Here is an 18,957-nt window from a genome sequence, read left to right on the forward strand (position 1 = left end):
TCGGTGGAGATGTCGCAATCCACACCGAACCCGGAGGCCCTCACCCATTTCAAGAACCCAGCACGCGTGTCACCAACGTCCCGGGACAACACACCTAGAAGGCCGTCCAGACGAAGGCGACCTGGTCGCCCGCCCGGAGTCTGAACTGGCAGCCGCCGACCGGGGTCGACACCCCGTTCACGGAGATGTCCCAGTAGGCCTGCCCCCCGCCGCTCACGTCCTTGACGGTGTCGACGGAGAAGTCGTCGAAGGAGGCGTACCAGGTGCCGTCCCAGCCGAAGTAGTTGCTGCGGGCGGCGTCGTCGAGGGCGGCCGTGGGGGTGGGGACGGCGGTCGGGTTCGCGCCGCCGTTGGTGCCGTCGCACTTGTGGGTGCCGCCGGTGGCGGTGGTGACGTCGTGCCCCTTGGTGGTGACCTTGCCCGTGAACAGCACCCCGTCGGGGCCCTGCACGGTCAGGGCCACCCTGACCGGCTTGTTCGTGTTCGGGTGGTGCGCGGGCTGCGCCTGGGCGAGGGCCGGCGCAGTGGTCAGGGCGAGCCCGAGGACGGCCGCGGTGACGGCGGCGCGGCGTATGACGTTCTGGCGCATGGAGATGCCTTCCTGGCAACGGGCCACGGCCTGCGCCCGGCCGCACCCCGCCGGCCCGCGCGCGCGATGGCCCTCCCGCGGCCAGCCCGGAGGCGGGGGAGGAGGGACCGGTGGCCCGGGTGGGGTGCTCCGCGCTGTAGACCGTGACAGGGAGAAGCGGTGATCGCGCCGCACGCCGGGTTCTCCGACTCACGGCGCCGGGGCGCCGTTCACGGTTGCAGGTCAGCGCCGGATTCCCACCGGCTTCCCCCAGTCGCACACGCATTCAGTTGTCGCTCCGGTCAGGGCCGGAACATGCGCATCGTACGGCCTGGCGCGCAGCGGCCGCCAGGCTGTTCGGGACCCATCTCCGGCCGGGCGCACCGCCGTTCGGGGCGCGCCGGGGACCCGGGCGCGGTTCAGGCCCGCCGGAAGCGGTCGTCGTCGTCCACCCGCCGCCACCCGGCCGGGCTCACCGGCCGCGGCACCGTCCGGCCCGCGCGCAGCCATTCGAGCTCCAGCCGGTCGTAGATGGGCGAGTCCGACTTCACCCGCGCAGCACCGAGCGCACTGAGCGGACGCGGTGGCACGGCCGTTGCTTCTGTGGCGAAATGCGTCTCCTGCATGCCGGAGCAACGATCCTGCTGCCCCCGGCGTGGCGGTGCGTGACCGCATCGTCACCGCGCCGTGACCGCAGGGGGTCTCCACCGGGCCGCGCGCCGCGGGCGGGTGGACGCTGGGAGCATGACCCCTGCCGAGCCGAGTCCCCTGAGCAAGGAACTGCGCCTGGCCCTGGCCATGCGCGGCGGCGTGAGCCTCGCGGTGTGGATGGGCGGATCGTGCTGCGAGGTCGCCGCCCTGCGCAACAAGGACGGGGTCTACGGCCCGCTCCTGCGCGACTGCGGGTACGAGGACGTCACCGTCGACGTCCTCGCCGGCACGAGCGCGGGCGGCCTCAACGGCGTCCTGCTCGCCTGCCACCTCGTCTACGGGATGCCCTTCGACGCGGGCGTGCGCGACGTGTGGCTGGAGCTCGGCGACCTGGAGTCGCTGCTCCGCCGCGCCGCCCGGCCCGGCCGCGTCCCCGACTCCCTCCTGCGCGGCGACGCGGCCTTCTACCAGGGCCTGCGCGCCAAGCTGGAGCTGCTGATCGAGCGGGGCTCGCCGCCCGAGCAGCCCCCCGCCGCCCTGCGCCTGATCCTGACGGCCACCCGGCTGCGGGCACGGCCCGACCGGGTCCGGCCCACCCTCGGGCAGCCCCTGCTCACGGGCCGTTCCCGCGCCTACTTCCGGTTCCGCCACCGCACCGCGGCGGACCCCGCGGCCGCCGCCCTGACGGACTTCCCCACCGGTGCCGGGAGGCCGGAGGCCCTGAACCGGCTGGCCTACGCGGCCCGCGCCTCGTCCTCCTTCCCCGGTGCCTTCGAACCGGCCCGGCCGGTGACCGGAACCCCTCCGACCGGGCCCACGCACGTGCCGGACCCCCCGAACCTGTGGGGCATCAGCAGCGAGACCGGCTACCCGGACCCCGGCTCCGGCGGCCGGGTGGAACTGGTCGACGGAGGGCTGCTGGACAACATCCCGGTGGCCTGGGCCCTGCGGGCCATCGCGGGGTCCCCGGCGGACCGGAGCGTCGACCGGTGGCTGCTCTTCCTCCAGCCGGTACCCCCGTACCCGTCCGCCCCCGGGGAAACGGAAGCACCCGGGCGGGTCACCCGGATGCTGCACCTGGCGTTCAAGTCCTTCGCCGTCAAGGCCGGGGCCGAGTCCCTGCTCGACGACGCCGCCGAGTTCCAGGCGGTCGAGGACACCGTGGCCCGGCGGGCCGCCCTCACCGGGGTCCTCCCGCCCACCCTCGTCCAGTGCGCGCAGGCGGCCACCGGCGGGCTGGCCGGCTACCGCGAGCAGACGGGCGGCGCCGAGGCCCGCAGACTGGTCCGGCTGCTCCAGGACCCCGTCGAGGTGACCGGCGCGGACCCGCTGCCGCTGCCCTCCGGCCCGGGCCCGCTCGACGCGCTGGACACCGGCGGCGGCGACGGTTCGGTGCCGTTCCTCAAGGACCTGCGGACGCTGGGGGGCCACTGGATCCTGCCGGAGGGCATGCCCTTCGTACGGATCGCGGACCAGGGACGCTCCCCGATGACGCCTGCGCGTTCCCTGCGGCTGCTGCTGCAGTGGATCTGCACGTTCGAACGGATCGGCCGGACCGGGAACGTCCCCCTGCTGACGGAGTGCCGCCCCCGCCTGTACGCGCACCGGCTCGCCATCGCCACCCTCATCGCCGCCCGCGACCGGGCGCTGCTCACCGCGTTCAGGGCCGGGCTCGCCGCGGGCCTCCTCGATCCGGTCGCGCTCGTACGCAGTGCCACCGTCCAGCTGGACGGCGTACTGCCGGCCCTTCCGGACACGGACGAGGAGTGGGACGGCTGGGCTGCGCGCCTCGCCGCCGCGGCCGCCGGACCGGCGACGGCCACGGTGGCGCCGGGGACGCCGGGGGCGCCAGGGACCCCGCCGGGGGCTTCGCCCGGGGAGGAGCTCTACGCGCGCCTGTGGCGGAGCCTCGCCGAGCTCGGCCGGGACATCGGCCTGGCGATGTCCCCCGGTCCGGGCGCCGAGCCGGACCCGCCCGTGCCGGGATTCGCCGCTCTCCACGAGGCCGCCGCGCTGGGCAGCGCGGGCATGATGACCGCCCTGACGGCCGCGGAGGTGCTCCTGGGGCCGCTGTGCCCCGACCCGCTGGCCGAGCCCGCACCGGTCTCCTTCCACACGATCTCGGCGGCGAACACCAGCTGGGCGTCCGAGAGGCTGCTCGGTGACCGGGCCCCGAAGGAACTGGTCGAGGGCAAGCTCAGCGGCAACCAGCTCAGCAACTTCTCCGCGTTCCTCAGCGCGCGCTGGCGCATCGGCGACTGGACCTGGGGCCGCCTCGACGCCGCCGCCTCGCTGGTCCGGGTCGCCGCCACCGACGAACGCCTGGAGGAGGTGTTCCAGGACCCCGAGGCCCCGGGATTCTTCGACGGCGTCGTGGCCGCGCTCGCGCCCTCCCTGGGGTGGCTGCCCGGACAGCTGTGGCCCGCAGGCGTTCCGGACGATGCCTGTGCCGGTGCGGGCCCGGTCACCGCCGCCCTGTCCCGGCTCTGGGCTGAGGCACCGGACGGGTCGCCCTGGGACCGGCTGCGCCACCTGCTGATCCAGATCCGGCAGAGGGAGATCCTCGCGCAGGAACTCCCCGTGATCTCCGCGCTCGTCGGTGCACCCGGCGGAGGCGACCGGCCCCTGGTCCCGCAGGATCCCCCTGACGTCGAATTCGATGCGGCCCTCAAGGACTTCAAGGGCATCGGGGCCGAGAACGTCCCCGCCCTGCTGCGGGCTCCCGACCCCCGCCGAGCCCTCCTGCGGGCGGGCCTCCTGGCCTGGCCGGCGCTGCAGCCCTCGGGCAGGCGCCTGGCCCGGGTGCCCCAGGTCGTGCTCGGCCTGCTCAAGCCCTTCCTCTGCCTGCCCGCGGTCCTGGCGCTGGTCGCACCGTTGTGGGCGGCCTTCGCGGCCTCCCTGGCCTGGGTGGGCGTGGCCTTCGGCGCCGGAGCCTGGTTCTCGCCGCCCGGGCACCTCATCCTGCTCTGTGCCTTCGTACCCGGCCTGGTGGGCGGGATGGCCGTCCGGACCGGTGGGGAGGGCGCGCTCCGGGCCCTGGGGCGACTGGGCCTCGCCCTGCTGCCCGCCGCCCTCTTCGCGGTCCTCCTGTGCGTGGTGTGCGACGCGTGCCCGTCCGCGGGCCCGGACGGCCTCCCGCCGGGGGTGCGCTCGCTGATCGTGGGCGCCGCGATGGCCGCGGGCGCGGGCGGCGCCCTCTACGTGGGTTCGGACGGGGAGACGCACTGGGAGGCCATGGCAGGCGTGGCGGTGACGGCGGGGGTGCTCGCCTTCTTCCTGCAGAGCCTCGTTCCGGGAACGGGTACGAACGCCTGGTGGCCGGTTCTCGTCCTGTACGCCGTCCTGTTCCTGGTGACGGCAGCCCTCAGCTGGCTGCGCCCGCGTCCGCGGACCGGCCGCCGGAGACTGCGGGGGCCGGAAACCGAGTAGGCGATCGTATCGATCGAATCGACGTTTATGATTGATGAATCTTGACGATCGGAAACCGGCTTCGTAGAGTCGGCGCGGCCTCACTTCGCCGCAAGGAGCACCAGATGCCCGTTCGTCGCCCGCGGATCCTGCTGGCCATGGCCCCCGCGCTGGGCCCCCGCCTGCTGGACCACGCGACCGCCCGTCGGCTCCACGACGTGGCCGAGTTCGACCCGGAACTGATCGTCGAAGACTTCTCCGCACCCGAGGCGGCCGCGGCCCTGGACCGGGCCGAGGTGCTGCTCACCTTCTGGGGCGCGCCCGCCCTCGATGCCCGCGTCCTGGCCGCCGCACCCCGCCTGGAGGCCGTCGTCCATGCCGCGGGCTCCGTCAAGCACATCGTCACGGACGCCTGTTGGGACCGCGGCATCGCCGTGTCCTCCGCCGCCCAGGCCAACTCCCTGCCGGTGGCCGAGTACACCGTCGCGATGGTCCTGCTCGCGAACAAACGGGTGATGGAGCTCCGGGAGGAGTACCGCAGGGTCCGCGACAAGCCGCACGACTGGCACCTGAGGTACGGCCACGCGGGCAACTACCGCCGCACCGTCGGCATCGTGGGCGCCTCCCGGATCGGCCGCCGGGTGATCGAACTGCTGCGCCCCTACGACCTGGAGCCCGTCCTCTACGACCCCTACGTGAGCGTGGCCGAGGCCGCCGGACTGGGGGTCCGCAAGCTGGGGCTCGACGAACTCTGCGCGACGTCGGACGTGGTCAGCCTGCACGCGCCGGAGCTGCCCGAGACGCGCCGGCTGATCGACCGCCGGCGGCTGGCACTGATGCGCGACGGGGCCACCCTGATCAACACGGCGCGCGGTTCCCTGGTCGACGGGGCCGCGGTCACCGAGGAGTTGGTCTCCGGGCGGCTGCACGCCGTCATCGACGTGACCGATCCCGAGGTCCTGTCGGCCGACTCCCCGCTCTACGACCTGCCGAACGTGCTGCTGACCCCCCACGTCGCGGGCTCCCTCGGCAACGAACTGCACCGGATGGCCGATTCGGCGGTCGACGAGATCGCGCGCTATGCCGCGGGCCTGCCGTTCGTCCATGCGGTGCGCCGCGAAGAGCTCCGCCGCATCGCCTGACGCAGCACTTCCCCGGTTCCCCGTGCCCCGTGCCCCGTGCGCCGCCGCGCGCGCAGCCGTGCGCGCGTACGGGGCCGCCTTTGAGTGATCGTATTGATCAATTGTTCACATGCTCTTGACGTTCAAGATGTAGTGGGCGAATGATTCGACCCGTTCACTCCACTCGCCAAGGAGCAGGTCAATGAAAGCTCAGTCCTTGCGTGCCCACGGTGCGGTGGCCGCAGCGGTGTCCCTCGCCCTGCTGACCTCCGCCTGTGCCGGTTCCGGATCCGACTCCGAGGCCGGCGCCTCGGGCGACCAGGGCAAGCCCGTCACCCTCACGTACTGGACCTGGACCAGTGGAGCCGAAGCCGCGGCGGCCGCGTTCAACGCGTCGCACAAGGACATCCAGGTGAAGTTCTCCCAGATACCCGGCGGCGCCGACGGCTACAGCAAGATCAGCAACGCGATCAAGGCGGGCGACGCGCCCGACGTGGCGACCATCGAGTACAACATGGTCCCGGAGTTCGCGAGCCAGGGATACCTGGAGGACCTCACCGCCTCGTCGGGCGACCTGGTGAAGAAGCGCTTCCCGGCGGGCGTACAGAACCTCGTGACCTTCGGCGGCAAGACCTGGTCGGTGCCCTTCGACGCCACCCCGCAGGTCTACTTCTACCGCAAGGACCTCTTCGAGAAGCACGGCGTCGCCGTCCCCACCACCTGGGACGAGTACCGCGCCGCAGCGGAGAAGATCAAGGCCGCCGAGCCCCAGGCGCGCATCGGCAGCTTCCCGACCGACACCCCCCTGGAGGCGACCCTCTCCTGGCAGGCAGGGGCCAAGTGGTTCCAGATCAAGGACGGCGCCTGGAAGCCGGACATCAACGACGCCCCCTCCCAGAAGGTCGCCGCCTTCTGGCAGGGCATGCTCAAGGACGACCTGGTCTTCAACTACGGTGCCGGAAGCCCCGAGGAGAACAAGTCCAGGGCCGACGGCACCACCGCCAGCGTCCTCGGCGCCGCGTGGAGCGCGGGCGGGATGATCGCCGCCATGCCCGACCTCAAGGGCAAGTGGGGCGTCGCCCCGATCCCGCACTGGGGCACCCCCGCCAGCGGCATGTACGGCGGCACCAGTTTCGCCGTCACCAAGGGCAGCAAGCACGCCAAGGCGGCGGCCGAGTTCATCAAGTGGGTGACCACCGACCCGGCGGCGATGGAGGCCCGGATCGGCGCCCTGAAGAGCCCGAGCAGCGCCCTGCCCGCGAACCCGGAGATGGCGGCGGTCGCCGCCAAGGCCTTCGACACCTCCTACTTCGGCGGCCAGGACCTCTACAAGCTGACCGGGGAGCAGGTCGCCACGATCGTTCCCGGCTGGACCTGGGGTCCCGTCTGGGGGAAGGTCAACGCCGACTTCAAGGACGAGGCGGCGCGCAGCGGCCTGCCGAGCGGCCTGGTCAAGGCACAGGAGTCGGCCCGCACGGCGATCCAGAGCCGCGGTCTCAAGCTCGCCGACTGACCCGCCGGGGCGGCCGCGCAGACCCCAGTCCGGCGCGGCCGCCCCCACGTCCGAAGCACCCGCACCGCCAAGGAGCACGCCCGTGGCCACACCCTCCACCACAGCGGCAGCCGCCGCGAGCACCGCGCGACGCAGCAGACGCGGCGCCCTGGTCCTCTTCCTCTCCCCGTTCTTCGTCCTGTTCGCCGTCGTGATCGTGGCGCCGGTGGCCTACGCGGGCTGGATGAGCCTGTTCCGGGAACAGTCCTCGGGACTCGGCTTCGGCGGTGTCGAGCGCAGCTTCGCGGGACTGGCGAACTACTCGGCGGTCCTGGCCGACCCGGCCTTCCGCACCTCCTTCCTGCACGTGGCCGCGTACTGCCTGGTGTACATCCCGGTCCTGATCGGCGGGGCGCTGGGCCTGGCCCTGCTGGTCGACTCGGCCCACGCCCGGGCCAGGCGGTTCTTCCAGCTCGCGTTCTTCCTGCCGCACGCGGTCCCCGGACTGATCGCCGCGCTCATCTGGATCTACCTCTACACCCCGGGCCTCAGCCCGGTGATCGACTGGATCGACGCCGCCGGCGGCAGCTGGAACTTCTTCTCGCCCGCCAACTCCCTCTCCTCCATGGTCAACATCGCCGTCTGGCAGTGGATCGGCTACAACCTGGTGATCTTCTTCGCGGCGCTCCAGGCCGTGCCCCGCGAGGTCATCGAGGCCGCCACCGTGGACGGGGCCGGGGCCTGGCGCATCGCCCTGCGGATCAAGGTCCCGATCATTCGCTCCTCGGTGGTCATGACCGTCCTGTTCACCTGCGTCGGAGCGATCCAGCTCTTTACGGAGCCCCGGCTGCTCTCCGACAAGGCACAGGCCCTCGGCAACGACTGGTCGCCCACCATGTACATCGTCAGCAAGGCGTTCATCGACCAGGACTACGCGAGCGCGGCCGCCGCCTCGCTGCTCCTGGCGCTCGTGGCCGGAGCACTGTCCTTCCTGGTCACCCGGATCGGGAAGCGGTGGCAGGAATCATGAGCACACAGACCGCCGCACCGCGCACCGCGGAGCACACCGGCGCCGCCCCCGCGCCCCCCGCACCGACACCACGCCGCCGCCCCCGGCGCGCCTGGGCCTCGAAGACCGCCGTCAACGCCGTGCTGATCATGCTGGCCTGCTACACGCTGATGCCGGTCAGCTGGCTGCTGATCGCCGCCACCAAGAACCGCCGCGACCTCTTCGGCACCGACGGGTTCAGCCTCGGGGAGTTCAACCTCTTCAGCAACATCCACGAGGTGTTCACCCACGACGACGGCATCTACGGACGCTGGCTCCTCAACACCGTCCTCTACGCCGTGGTCGGCTCGGCCCTGTCCTCCCTCGTCTCCGTCGCGGCGGGATACGCCTTCGACAAGTACGAGTTCAGCGGCAAGGAGAAGCTCTTCGGAGTCGTCCTGGCGGGCGTGCTCGTCCCGGGAGCCGTACTCACCCTGCCGATGTACCTGCTCGCCTCCCAGGCCGGACTCACCAACACCTACTGGGCGCTGCTGATCCCCTCCCTGGTCAACCCGTTCGGCGTCTACCTCGCACGGGTCTTCTGCGAGGGCTACGTCCCTTACGAGGTCATCGAGGCGGCCCGCGTCGACGGCGCGGGCGACGTACGCACCTTCCGCTCCATCGCCCTGCCCATGCTCGCCCCGGGCTTCGTGACCCTGTTCCTGTTCTCCTTCACCGCCAGCTGGAACAACTTCTACGGCGGGCTGATCATGCTGAACGACAAGGACCTCTACCCGGTCAGCCTCGGCCTGCACATGTGGAACATCTCGATCACCGAGAGCCCCGAGATGTACTCGCTGGCCATCACCGGATCGCTGATCGCCGTGGTCCCGCTGGTGATCGCCTTCCTCTGCCTCCAGCGCTTCTGGCGCTCCGGCCTGACCGCAGGGGCGGTGAAGTAGGTGCCGGACCGCGGATGGCTGAGCAATGCCGTCGTCTACCAGATCTACCCCCGCAGCTTCGCCGACGGGAACGGCGACGGCATCGGCGACCTGGCCGGCATCCGTCAGCGGCTGCCCTACCTGGCCGGCCTCGGCGTCGACGCCGTCTGGCTCAGCCCCTGGTACGCCTCCCCGATGGCCGACGGCGGCTACGACATCGCCGACCACCGCGCCGTCGACCCTGTGTTCGGCACGCTCTCCGAGGCCGAGGCACTGATCGGCGAAGCCCACGCCCTGGGCCTGCGCATCATCGTCGACCTCGTGCCCAACCACTGCTCGGACCGCCACCCGTGGTTCCGGCGCGCCCTCGCCGCCGGACCAGGCTCACCCGAAAGGGCCCGCTTCCACTTCCGTCCGGGCCGAGGCCCCGACGGCGCGCTCCCGCCCACCGGCTGGTCCTCCCATTTCGGCGGCCCCGCCTGGACCAGGGTCCCCGACGGCGAGTGGTACCTGCACCTCTTCGCCCCCGAACAGCCCGACTTCAACTGGGAACACCCGGCGGTCCGCGCCGAGTTCGAGGACATCCTGCGCTTCTGGCTCGACCGCGGCGCCGACGGCTTCCGCATCGACGTCGCCGACCACCTCGTCAAGGCACCCGGGCTGCCCGAGCTCCACGACTACCCGGCCCGCGACGCAGACGACGTCCCCTGGGCCGACCAGGACGGCGTGCACGAGATATACCGCTCCTGGCGGGCCCTCGCCGACTCCTACGAAGGCGAGCGGGTCTTCGTCGGGGAGATATGGAGCGACGACCGGGAACGCCTGCGCGCCTACCTGCGCCCCGACGAACTGCACACCGCCTTCAACTTCCCCTTCCTCGGCGCCGCCTGGGACGCCGACGCACTGCGTGCAGTCATCGACCGCACCTTCGACGACCACACCCCCGTCGGCGCGGTCCCCACCTGGGTGCTCTCCAACCACGACGTGATCCGCCACGTCACCCGCTACGGCCGCGCCGACACCCGCCACCGGTGGGACCCGGTCACCGAGGGCGTCCCCGTCGACCTCGGCCGCGGAACCCGGCGCGCCCGGGCCGCCGCCCTGCTGACCCTCGCCCTCCCGGGGTGCGCCTACGTCTACCAGGGCGAGGAACTGGGCCTGGCCGAGGTCGAGGACATCCCCGCCGGCCTGCTCCAGGACCCGAGGTGGCCCCGGTCCGGCTACACCGACCGGGGCCGCGACGGATGCCGCGTACCCCTCCCCTGGTCGGGGGACCGGGCCCCGTACGGCTTCAGCCCCGACGGGGCGACCGCCCCGCCCTGGCTGCCGCAGCCCGCGCACTGGGCTCCGCTCACCGCCGCGGCGCAGCAGGGCGACCCGGCCTCCGTGCTGGAGCTCTACCGCGCGGCCCTGGCCCTGCGGTGCAGCGAACCCGCCCTGTCCGGAGCGGAGTTCGGCTGGCTCCCGGCACCGGCCGGAGCGCTGGCCTTCGGCCGCGGACCGGGCTTCACCTGCCTGGTCAACCTCGGCGACCGGCCGCTGCCGCTGCCGCCCCGGACGCGACCCCTCCTGGCCAGCGGACCGCTCCCCGCGGACGGAACGCTGCCGGGAGAGACCGCCGTGTGGCTCCGCACCGCCTAGGTGAGGGCCCCACAGGAGCCGGCCCCGGGCGTGGGGGCCCGCGGGCCGGCTCCGCCCCCTTCGAAGGAGACCCGATGACGATCCGCCCCACCCCCGCCCAACTCGCCTGGCAGCAAGACGGGTTCGGACTGTTCCTGCACTTCGGGGTGAACACCTTCGGCGGCTGCGAATGGAGCGACGGAACGCTGGACCCGGCCCTCTTCGCGCCCTGCGCCCTCGACACCCGCCAGTGGGTGCGGACCGCGGTCGAAGCAGGGGCCGCGTACGTCGTCCTGACGGCCAAGCACCACGACGGGTTCTGCCTCTGGCCGACCGCCACCACCGCCTACTCGGTCGCCTCCTCCCCGTGGCGCGGCGGGAAGGGCGACGTGGTCGGTGAACTCGCCGAAGCCTGCCGGGAGGCCGGCATCGGGCTCGGCCTCTACCTCTCGCCCTGGGACCGCAACGCGGCCTGCTACGAGGACCCCGAGGCCTACGACGCCTTCTACCGGCAGCAGCTCACCGAACTGTGCACCCGCTACGGACCGCTGTACGAGCTGTGGTTCGACGGTGCGGGCTCCGAAGGCAGGACGTACGGCTGGGACGCGGCGATGGCCGTCGTGGCCGAGCACCAGCCGGACGCGATGGTGTTCAACATGGGCCTGCCGACCATCCGCTGGGCCGGCAACGAGGACGGCCTCGCCGCCGACCCCTGCTGGTACACCGTCGACTCCACCGGCATCAGCCTGTACGACGACGGCGTCAGCGCCCTCGACCGGGCCCGCTACCTGCCGCCCGAGTGCGACGTGCCGATCCGCGCGAACTGGTTCTGGCAGGAGGGCGACCTGCACACCCTCAAGAGCCGCGAGCACCTGCTGGCCGTCTGGTACCGCTCGGTCGGACTCGGCGCAGGCCTGCTCCTCAACGTGCCGCCGGACCGCACGGGCCGGATCGACCCGGCGGACCGGGCCCGGCTGCTCGAATTCAGCGGGGAACTCGCCCGGCGCTTCGCACGCCCTGCCCGCGCCACGCTCGCCGCCGGACCCGACGGCGAGGTCGTGGCCCGCTTCACCGCGCCCGTCCTGCTCGACCACCTGGAACTGGCCGAGGAACTGACCCACGGCCAGCTCGTCACCGGCCACGAGGTGCTGGCCGACGGCGAGGTCATCGCCTCCGGCCGCACCGTGGGCGTACGCCGCGTGCACGCCTTCGCCCCCGTGGAAGTCACCAGGCTGACCGTCCGCCTCACCGGCCCCGGCGGCCGCCTGGCCGCCGTCACCGGCTTCTGCACGGGTCACAGCTCGCTCCCCGAACTGGCGGCGGAGCCCGGCCCCGCGGCCGGGCACCCCACCGCATGAACCCCCTGCCGTCCCCGCCGCCCCACCCCACCGAAGACGGGAGCCCGACCGTGGCCACCTCACCCAGCCCCCGCCGACACGTCCTGGTCGTCGGCATCGACGGAGTCCGCCTCGACCTGCTCCGCACCACCACGACACCGCACCTGGACGCGATCGCCGCAGCCGGATTCCTCGCCCCGGTCGAGATCGACGAGGACACGCCCACCATGTCCGGCCCGTGCTGGACCACCATCGCCACCGGCGTGGGCATCGCCAAGCACGGCGTCCACGGCAACCACTTCGGCGGCAACCGCCTGGCCGTCTTCCCCGACTTCACCACCCGGCTGGCCCAGGAGGACGGGCGCAGGACCTTCGTGGCCGGCGGCTGGCAGCCGCTGCTGCTGGCCCGTGACGGCGGCCCGCTGTTCGCGGCGCCGGCCCGGCTGTCCTACGTCGCCCCGCGCGCGGACACCTGCGAGGACTGGGAGGTCTGCGACGACCAGGTCACCGCGGAGGCCGTCCACGTCCTGGGCAGCGACGACCCCGAGGTCTCCTTCGTGTACCTCGGGGCGGTCGACGAGACCGGCCACCTGCGCGGCTGCGGCGCCGACTACCTGAGGGCGATCGAACGGGCCGACGAGCGCCTCGGGCGCCTCCTCGACGCCGTCCGGGCCCGGCCCGGCTACGCACAGGAGGCCTGGACGGTGATCGCGGTCACCGACCACGGACACCGCGACTGCGGCGGCCACGGCGGCCGCAGCGCCCGGGAACGGACGGCGTGGATCGCCTCCTGCGGGCCCGGCATCCCGGCCGCACCCCCTGCCCGGAAGCTGCGCCTGGAGGACGTCGCCGCGCAGGTGTACGCGGCCCTCGGGCGCACCGCAGACCCGCACTGGACGCTCGACGGCCTCCCGTTCTGCGCCCCCGACCGCCCGGCCGCGGGCCTGCAGGCGGTGCTCTTCGACATGGACGGCACGCTGGTGGACACCGAACCCCTGTGGTGGCAGACGGCGCAGGCCGTCACCCGCACCCTGGGCCACGCCCTCACCGAGGCCGACGAGCCGTCCGTGGTGGGACGTTCGGCCGCCGACACCGCCCGGCACGTGCACCGGGTCACCGGCGGCCGGTCCCCGGTCGAGGAGATCGAACGCGTCCTGCGCGCAGGCTTCCAGCAGCAGGTCGCCCGAGGTTCCCGGCCCATGCCGGGGGCCCTGGAACTCCTCGACGCCCTGGCCTCGGACGGCATCCCGCTCGGCCTCGTCTCCGCCTCACACCGGTCCGTCGTCGACCTGGTCCTGGAGGGACTCGGGGCGCACCGCTTCGCCGTCACCGTCGCGGAGGGCGAGACGCCGAGGACCAAACCGCACGCCGACCCGTACCTGGCCGCGGCGAAGGCCCTGGGCGTCGACCCGCGGTCCTGCGTGGCCGTGGAGGACAGCCCCGCGGGCCTGGCCTCCGCCGAGGCCGCGGGCTGCGCCGTGCTCGCCGTCCCCTCCACGGTGCCCATACCGGCCGCGGAAGGGCGGATGGTCCTCGGCCGGCTGACCGAGGCCGATCCGCAGCTGCTGCGTTCTCTCGTGGCGGACTGACCGGGGACTTCGGTGCGCCGGGCCTTCCGGGCCGCTCAGCCCAGCGCCACCTCGATCCGCTGGGTGGCCCCGGCCTGCCCGGTGAGGTCCCCGAAGGCCAGGGTCAGCGCGGACCCGGTACCGGCGGAGACGACGGTCGACGGCCGGGACAGCACGGCGGCCACGGGGCGGTTCCAGGTGACGGTGAGGCCGCTCTGCATCCGCATCGGGTCGCTCACGCAGACGGTCGCGGTCCCGTCGCCGCGCTCGCGGACCAGGACGCAGGCGGGCCGGTCGGCGGTGAGGCCGCCGACGCTCCCGGCGAACCAGAAGTTGACGGCGGTCACGCCGAGCGAAGCGACCCGGACGCCCTGCTGGTCGTTGGAGTTGGCGAGCACCGTCAGCCAGCCGGTGTCGGCGGCCCGGGCGGCGGTGGCCTGGACGGTGGCCCCGGGCATCAGCACGTACGCGCAGGCGGCGCCCGCCGGATCCACGCCGTGGTCGAACCAGAGCGTCAGGTAGCGGCGGGTCACCGGGTCGCTGCTGCCCCCGGTGTTGATGTCGCGCCAGGAGCCGGTCCGTGCCTCCCGCAGCGCCTTGACGGCCGCCCCGCCGGGGAAGACGTAGCCGCCGTGACCGGCTATCTGTGCCCAGGAGGCGCCGTTCAGGGTCGCCGACCAGCCGAGCGCGGCGGGCTGGACGGCGCCGTTCACGGTCAGGGCCTGGGTGCCGCTCGCGCCGAGGTTGCGGTTGTCGACCACGGTCTCGACGGCGACCCCGTCCGTGGCGCGGACGGAGCCCGCGAGGCAGACGACGGAGTCGGCCAGACAGAACCAGGACTTCTTGGCGTACAGGGTGCTGGACAGCCCGCGGACGAACTGCCCGAGGGCGGCGTACTCCCCGTCGGTGGCGCCGCCGACCCAGTTGACGTCCGGCCTGGGCAGTCCCCACGCGCCGCCCTCCGCGTCCGCGAGCACCTTGCGGCTCACCGTGGTCCCGGGCAGCCGGTACGGGTCGACGGTGGGCCAGAAGGCGTCGGTGTACTGGCCGTTGCCGAAGGTCCGGCCCCACCACTGGAGCATGCCGGCCCCGGCGTGCCAGCCGCGGAGGTTCTCGCCGTTGCCCGTCTCGTAGAGGCCCATCCGCTTCGAGGCCATGCTGATGGACGCCGCCCAGTCCGGCCTGCGGTGGACGGCCCGGTCCATGCCGGGGAAGAGGCGGTGTCCGGTGGGTTCGGGGAGCGCGGTGACGGAGGTGTCGTCCTGCACGGCCTTGAGGCGGGCCAGTGCGGCGACGCCCAGATCGGTGTCGGTGAGCGGGGGGCTGTAGTAGTCCCGCTGCATCCAGCCCTTCACCAGGGCGCGCCAGCGCGCGCCCTCCGCCTCGCCCGTGGCGGTGGCGAGCAGGGCGACGGCGGCCATGGCGCCGTGACCCCGGCCGTGGTCCCCGCCCTGGAACCCGTACGCGTTGGTCCTCGGGTTGCCCCGGCTGGTGGAGCGCCCGGAGACGGCGTCCATCATCAGGCCGTTGAACAGGAACGGGGCGAAGGACCCCTCCACCGAGTCGAGGACGAGCCGGCGGCGGGGGTCGGTGACCGCCCAGGCGGAGCCGTTCAGCAGGGAGAAGAGGCCGGCCAGGCCGCTCAGCAGCACCACACCGTAGGCGCCGGTGTAGGAGAGGTAGGTGTGCTGGACGAAGGAGCCGTCGGCGTAGAAGCCGTCCCCGGACGTCACGAGCGGGAAGACGGGGGAGAGGGCGTCGCGGGCGAGCGCGATCTTGGCCGGGTTCTTGCCGAGGACGCCGCGCAGGGCCAGGGAGCGGCACAGGTCCACCCGGTTGGCGCCGGTACTGACGCCGGTGTACGCGGAGACCGAGGAATCCGGTACGAAGCGGTCGACGGCCGCGAGATAGCCGGAGAGCCGGTCCGGGGAGAGCTCGTCGTAGAGGATCGTGACGGTGTCCAGCAGGCTCTGGGGGGAACCGATCTGGAAGTCCCACCAGTTGCCGAACTGGCTCTTCGCGGGGTTGTAGACCTGCTGGTGGAGGTGGTCGAGACCGGCCGTGATCTCGGCGGCCAGGGCGGGGGCGCCGGTCAGACCCGTGCCGGGCTGTGCGTACGCCTGGGCCATCGTGCCCAGCCGGGTGTAGCTGCCGGTGATCGAGGCGGACACCGTCAGGGGCAGGTCCGGCCAGAGCGAGCCGCTCACCGCCGCCATGGTGGCGCGGTGTCCGGCGGCCTGACTGCCCAACAGCGCCAGTTTCCCGGCGAAGGGCTCGGCCGCCGGGTCGAACCCGCTGCCCAGGACGGTCTCGCGCCAGACGCCGCGGAGGGTGTCGTAGGCGTCGCCCGCCGCGAGGGCGGGACCGGCCGCGGACAGGGCTCCGGCCGAGGAGAGCGCGGACAGCAGTGCGGCGCTGCCGGAGAGGTGCAGGAAGGAACGGCGGGACCATGGGGTGGACATGGAGCCTCCAGGAATGGGGCGCGGGGGTGGGAGGGGGCGCCGCGCTGACCGGTTTGTAGCACGCAGTTGAATGACCGCTCAAGAGGTGCGTAACAACCGATTCATTCAAGCGATCAGCTGGTGGGTGCTGCGCCGCACGATTCGCGCACGCGCAACGAGGGCAGCAGGTCGATGTGCTGACCGGGCCCCCGCTCCCCGCCGCCCAGCCGTTCGAGCAGCATCCGGGCGGCCGCCGCGCCCACCGCGCGCCGGGGCGGGGCCACGGCGGTGAGGGCCGGTTCGGACAGCCCCGCCACCTCGTCGTCGTGGACCACCAGCGCGAGATCTCCGGGGATCTTGATCCCGAGGGCCTGCAGGCGCGGCGCCAGCACCGCGGCGTCCGCGGCCGTGTGGACGAAGGCGGCCGTGACGCCCTGGCCGCGCACCCCGCGCAGCAGGAACTCCTGGGTGAGGTCGTGGCGTTCGGCCTCGGAGACCGTACGGCCCGGGGTGAAGCACGGCGCGGACTCCGCAGGCAGTCCGAGGCCGGTGAGGGCGTCTTCGAAACCGGCTCTCAACTGCCGTGCGTGCGGACCGTCCTGGAGGGCGAGCGCGATGCGACGGTGGCCCAGTGCGGCCAGGTGCCGTACGGCGCAGGCGGCGCCGAAGGCCGAGTCCGAGCGCACCCGGTCGAGGCCGTGCGCCGCACTGCCCGGCCCGGCCCACCGCTCGACCAGCACCGTGGGCACGGAGGCGGCGGGCAGGGGAAGGGCCTCGCCGGAGAGGGGCGCACCCTGCCAACTGGGAGTCAGCAGCAGGCCGTCGGCCCCGGCGGCGATCAGCCGCTCGATCTGGCTCCGGTCCTCCTCGGGCAGATAGCCGGACAGGCTGAGCACCAGGCGCGCCCCGCCCTGCGCGAGCACCTCCCGGGCGCCCTGGACGACCTCGGAGAACGAATGGCCCATGGTGGGCACGATCATGCCGACGACGGTCCCCGCCTTGACCGCCGGGGCGGGGGCCGCGAGCGTCATCTGCGCAGGCCGGCCGGGACCGGGCCACACCAGCGAGCCGTGCACCCGGCCGAGCCGCCCCTCGGAGACGAGGAGCCCCGCGTCGCGGCGGACGGTGACCATGGAGACGCCGAGCCGGACGGCGACCTCGGCGATGCTCAGGCTGCCGTGCTCGCGCACGATCCGGATCACCCGGTCCTGGCGCGCACGGACATGAGCTCGCATGGTGTGTCCCCCTGCCGTCGGCCGCTGACGTGACGTCCGGCACCACTCTAGGTGATTGTATTGAGCGATCGCTCGATATCGCCGATACCGTTCAGGCCGCCCGTACCGCTCAGGTGACCACGGTCTCGACGCTGCCCCGGCGCCGGGCCCGTTCGGCCGCGAGTACGGTCAGGTGGCTGACGAGGGACTCCTGAGGGCCGGACCTCACGAGAGAAGGGTCCCCGGCGGCGACCGCGCTCACGAAGGCGTCCATCAGCCCGGCGTCGCCGCCCCCGTGGCCCCCGGCTGCGTCCATCGCCCCCGCGGGGCCGGGGCCGATGCTCTCCGTCGTGCGCGTCAGGAAGTCGTAGACGTGCAACTGCCGTCCGTCCCCGCGGAGTTCGCCTCGTGTGCCGAAGATCCGGGTCTGGCGGTCGGCCTGTTCGGTGAACGCGGTCATCGTGAAGGTGGCGGTGGCTCCGGAGGCGAACTCCATGGCCACCACCTGGTGGTCGACCACGTCGTTGTCGCAGGCGTAGACGCAGCGCCCGTAGGGGCCCTCGCGCAGCGCGGTCTCCAGGGCCTGCGGGGTGAACTCGTCGATCAGCACGCTCAGCGGCCAGCCGTGCCTGCCCTGCGCCAGCCGGTCGCCGTACTCGCGTGGGGCGGAGTACGGGCAGGTGGCCTCCACCGCGCAGTCCAGGCACCGCCCGGCGGCGCCCACGGGCCGCTGCTCGGGCCGGAAGTGCGAGAGCCGGCCGAAACTCGACACGCGCACCGGAGGACCGCCGAGCACGTACTGGAGCCAGTCCAGATCGTGGCAGGACTTCGCCATCAGCATGGAGGTGGCCTCGTCCGAACGGCGCCAGTTCCCGCGCACGAACGAATGGGCCTGGTGCCAGAACCCGACCGGCTCCAGGTGCTGGACGCTCACGACCTCCCCGATCCTGCCGGAGTCCAGGACCTCCTTCAGCGCCCGCGTGTACGGGGTGTAGCGCAGGACGTGGCCGACGGAGAGGATCACCCCGGCCTCCTCCACCGCGGCCACGATCCGCCGGCACTCGTCCTCGGTCAGCGCCATCGGCTTCTCCAGCATGATGTGGTGGCCGAGCGCGGCGAACTCCAGTACGGGCTCCAGGTGTTCGCGGTCCAGGGTGCAGATCAGCACGGCGTCCGCTACCCGGCCGCGGGCCGCCAGCTCCCGCCAGTCGGACACCGCCGCCCCGGCCGGCAGGGCGTGGTCCGCGGCGAACCGCTCCCGCCGGACCGTGCGCGGCTCGGCCACCGCGACGACCTGGGCCCGCCCGGGATGCGCCAGCGCCCAACGCGCGTGCGCGGACCCGCGGTCCCCGGCTCCGACGACCGCGAGAGTGACTCCGAGAGGCATCGGGTTCCCCGTCCAGAGAGCTGTTCCCGGCGTACCGGGGTGCGGGCCGCGAGGCTAGCGAGCGGGGACGCCCCCGACAAGCCGCCCGGCCGGGGGAGCGAAAGCCATGGCGTACCCCTGCATTTCCCGGACTCTGCGGACCATCCGGGCGCCGGGATGTATCGTCACGGCCAGGGCCTCGCCGCAACCCCCGTCGGCGAGGCCCTGCCCCTCCCCGCCGG

At 73.2% G+C, this 18,957-nt stretch carries 13 protein-coding genes and 1 riboswitch; of the genes, 8 read left to right on the forward strand and 5 right to left on the reverse strand.

The genetic code is table 11. The annotated features are described in order from the left end of the window. Positions 1-94: 94 nt before the first annotated feature. A complete protein-coding gene (locus IO30_RS0105925) occupies positions 95-589 on the reverse strand; it encodes a hypothetical protein (RefSeq protein WP_031139995.1) in 495 nt (164 codons plus the stop codon). Positions 590-746: 157 nt separating this feature from the next. Then, a riboswitch (cobalamin riboswitch) is annotated at positions 747-896 on the reverse strand. A gap of 91 nt (positions 897-987) precedes the next feature. Beyond that, positions 988-1,194 (reverse strand): hypothetical protein, encoded by a 207-nt coding sequence (locus IO30_RS45250; protein ID WP_157853119.1) that lies wholly within the window; start codon positions 1,192-1,194, stop codon positions 988-990. 118 nt (positions 1,195-1,312) lie between these two features. Between IO30_RS45250 and IO30_RS0105935 the strand changes: the two genes are divergently transcribed. The 8 genes from IO30_RS0105935 (at position 1,313) to IO30_RS0105970 (ending at position 13,715) form a co-directional block, all read left to right on the forward strand. Continuing rightward, a complete protein-coding gene (locus tag IO30_RS0105935; protein WP_031139996.1) occupies positions 1,313-4,648 on the forward strand; it encodes a DUF3376 domain-containing protein in 3,336 nt (1,111 codons plus the stop codon). 104 nt (positions 4,649-4,752) lie between these two features. Continuing rightward, a complete protein-coding gene (locus IO30_RS0105940; protein ID WP_031139998.1) occupies positions 4,753-5,769 on the forward strand; it encodes a hydroxyacid dehydrogenase in 1,017 nt (338 codons plus the stop codon). A 181-nt stretch (positions 5,770-5,950) separates the two neighbouring features. Then, complete coding sequence (locus tag IO30_RS0105945; protein WP_031140001.1) at positions 5,951-7,261, forward strand: ABC transporter substrate-binding protein; 1,311 nt, start codon at positions 5,951-5,953, stop codon at positions 7,259-7,261. An 82-nt stretch (positions 7,262-7,343) separates the two neighbouring features. Continuing rightward, on the forward strand, positions 7,344-8,270 hold the full coding sequence (locus IO30_RS0105950) for a carbohydrate ABC transporter permease (RefSeq protein ID WP_234321599.1): 927 nt from the start codon (positions 7,344-7,346) through the stop codon (positions 8,268-8,270). Continuing rightward, positions 8,267-9,190, forward strand: a complete 924-nt coding sequence (locus IO30_RS0105955) for a carbohydrate ABC transporter permease (RefSeq protein ID WP_031140003.1) — start codon at positions 8,267-8,269, stop codon at positions 9,188-9,190. The genes IO30_RS0105950 and IO30_RS0105955 overlap by 4 nt, the downstream gene beginning before the upstream one ends. Next, the gene (locus tag IO30_RS0105960; protein WP_031140005.1) at positions 9,191-10,810 is read left to right on the forward strand and encodes a glycoside hydrolase family 13 protein; all 1,620 of its coding nucleotides are present in this window, start codon (positions 9,191-9,193) and stop codon (positions 10,808-10,810) included. It abuts the gene before it with no gap. A gap of 74 nt (positions 10,811-10,884) precedes the next feature. Further along, a complete protein-coding gene (locus IO30_RS0105965) occupies positions 10,885-12,147 on the forward strand; it encodes an alpha-L-fucosidase (RefSeq protein WP_037893240.1) in 1,263 nt (420 codons plus the stop codon). A 50-nt stretch (positions 12,148-12,197) separates the two neighbouring features. After that, the gene (locus IO30_RS0105970) at positions 12,198-13,715 is read left to right on the forward strand and encodes an HAD-IA family hydrolase (protein WP_031140008.1); all 1,518 of its coding nucleotides are present in this window, start codon (positions 12,198-12,200) and stop codon (positions 13,713-13,715) included. 35 nt (positions 13,716-13,750) lie between these two features. Here IO30_RS0105970 and IO30_RS0105975 read toward each other — a convergent pair whose 3' ends face one another. The 3 genes from IO30_RS0105975 to IO30_RS0105985 form a co-directional block, all read right to left on the reverse strand. Further along, positions 13,751-16,156 carry a polysaccharide lyase 8 family protein gene (locus IO30_RS0105975; protein ID WP_031140010.1) on the reverse strand — a complete coding sequence of 802 codons (2,406 nt, stop codon included), beginning with the start codon at positions 16,154-16,156 and terminating at the stop codon, positions 13,751-13,753. Between the two features lie 113 nt (positions 16,157-16,269). Further along, a complete protein-coding gene (locus IO30_RS0105980) occupies positions 16,270-17,370 on the reverse strand; it encodes a LacI family DNA-binding transcriptional regulator (RefSeq protein WP_031140012.1) in 1,101 nt (366 codons plus the stop codon). A gap of 109 nt (positions 17,371-17,479) precedes the next feature. Further along, positions 17,480-18,736, reverse strand: coding sequence for a Gfo/Idh/MocA family protein (locus IO30_RS0105985; protein WP_031140014.1), 1,257 nt, complete (start codon positions 18,734-18,736; stop codon positions 17,480-17,482). Positions 18,737-18,957 lie beyond the last annotated feature (221 nt).

Source organism: Streptomyces xanthophaeus, assembly GCF_000725805.1.
Taxonomy (GTDB): Bacteria; Actinomycetota; Actinomycetes; order Streptomycetales; family Streptomycetaceae; genus Streptomyces; species Streptomyces xanthophaeus.